Raw genomic sequence first — 1,491 nt, 5'->3', positions numbered from 1 at the left:
GCGCCCAACCGCGGCGGCCTCGGGCTTGGCGGAAAACTGCTCGACGCCGCGGAGTCCCAGGCCCGCGCCCATGGCTGCGACCGCCTGCGCCTCGAGGTCCGCGCCGACAACGGCGCCGGCATCCGCCTGTACCAGCGCCGGGGCTACACCCGCTTCGCCGTGCAACCCGCCTATTACGAGGACGGCATGGAGGCCTGGCGTTACGAGCGGGGGCTGTAGAGGCCCGTCAGTCCTCGCCCTGTTCCCGCCCCGTTAGGAGAGTCTTACGGGTCCGACCCTAAGCCCTGGGGCACCTTATAGAACCTCGCCGCGCATGAGGCGCCGTCCATGGCCGTGATCGCCGCCTTCGTGATCAATGCGGGGCTCAACTTCATCCTCGGGCTGCTGATCGCCCAATTGCTCGGGCCCGCCGATTTCGGCCGGTTCGCGCTGGCGACCACCGGAGCGATCGTGCTCAACACGGTGCTGTTCGAGTGGCTGCGGCTGTCGGCGACGCGGTTCTACTCGGGGCGCGTGCGGGTGGACGAGCCCTGGATCCGCCACGGGCTCGACCGGGCCTACCTGCGCATCGGCCTGGTGCTGCTCTGCGCCGCCGCCCTGTGCGGGGCGTTCGGCTTCGGCGGCGGCGCGCGTGGACGCGCGGCGGTCCTGTGCGGCACCGGCCTCGCCGCGCTCGGCATCGGGGTGTTCGACTACCACGCAGCCCTGGCCCGGGCCCGGTTCGACGGAAAGCTCTATCTCGGCCTCGTGGCGGTCAAGAACGTCCTGGCCTTCATCCTGATGGCGGCGGCCGCCTGGTGGCTGCCGCAGCCGGCCTGGGTGCTGGCGGCGGCAGGACTCAGCCAGCTCGCCGCCGTGGTGCTGCTGCGCCACCCCCTGCGCGATCCCAAGCACCCGTTCGAGCAGCCGCGCCTCGGCGCCACCTGGGGGGTCTTCGCCCGCTACGGCCTGCCGCTGATCGCGGCCAACACCGCCTACCAGTGCCTCGCCTTCGTGAACCGGGGTGCGATCGCCGGCCATGCCGGCTTCGCCGAAGCCGGCTATTTCGCGCTGGCCGCCGACGTCACCTCGCGCTCGATGATGACGCTCGGCACCGCGCTCGACCTGCTGCTGTTCCAGTTCGCCGTGCAGGCCGAGGAGCAGGACGGCCGCGCGGCGGCCGAGGCGCAGGTGGCCGAGAATGCCGGCACCGTGTTCGCCCTGCTGGCGCCCTGCGCGGTCGGCTTCTGGGCGGTGCTGCCGGCGCTCCAGGGGCTGGTGGTGCCCGACGCCTATCGCGGGCCGTTCGAGAGCTACAGCGTCGCGCTGATGCCCGGCCTGTTCTGCCTGTCGATGATGTTCTACGCCCTGAACCCAGTCTTCCAGATCCGCCGCCGGACCTTTCCGGTCATCGCCGCGGCCCTGGTCGGGCTCACGGTCAACGGGGCCGGCCTGCTGCTCCTGCCCGACCGGATGGGCGGGATGGGCGTCGCCCTGGCCCAGACGCTGGGC

Annotated in this window: 2 protein-coding genes; both read left to right on the top strand. The window is 72.1% G+C overall.

The window, feature by feature from the left end; all coding sequences use genetic code 11:
* On the top strand, positions 1 to 219 hold a 219-nt coding region (locus tag FV228_RS29395; protein WP_147857683.1), incomplete at its 5' end, for a GNAT family N-acetyltransferase.
* Between the two features lie 108 nt (positions 220 to 327).
* On the top strand, positions 328 to 1,491 hold a 1,164-nt coding region (locus FV228_RS29390), incomplete at its 3' end, for a lipopolysaccharide biosynthesis protein (RefSeq protein ID WP_147857682.1).

The sequence above is a fragment of the Methylobacterium sp. WL18 genome (genome assembly GCF_008040015.1).
GTDB lineage: Bacteria > Pseudomonadota > Alphaproteobacteria > Rhizobiales > Beijerinckiaceae > Methylobacterium > Methylobacterium mesophilicum.
The sequence above is the reverse complement of the archived record's forward strand: the minus strand, read 5'-3'. Positions and strand labels throughout refer to the sequence as shown.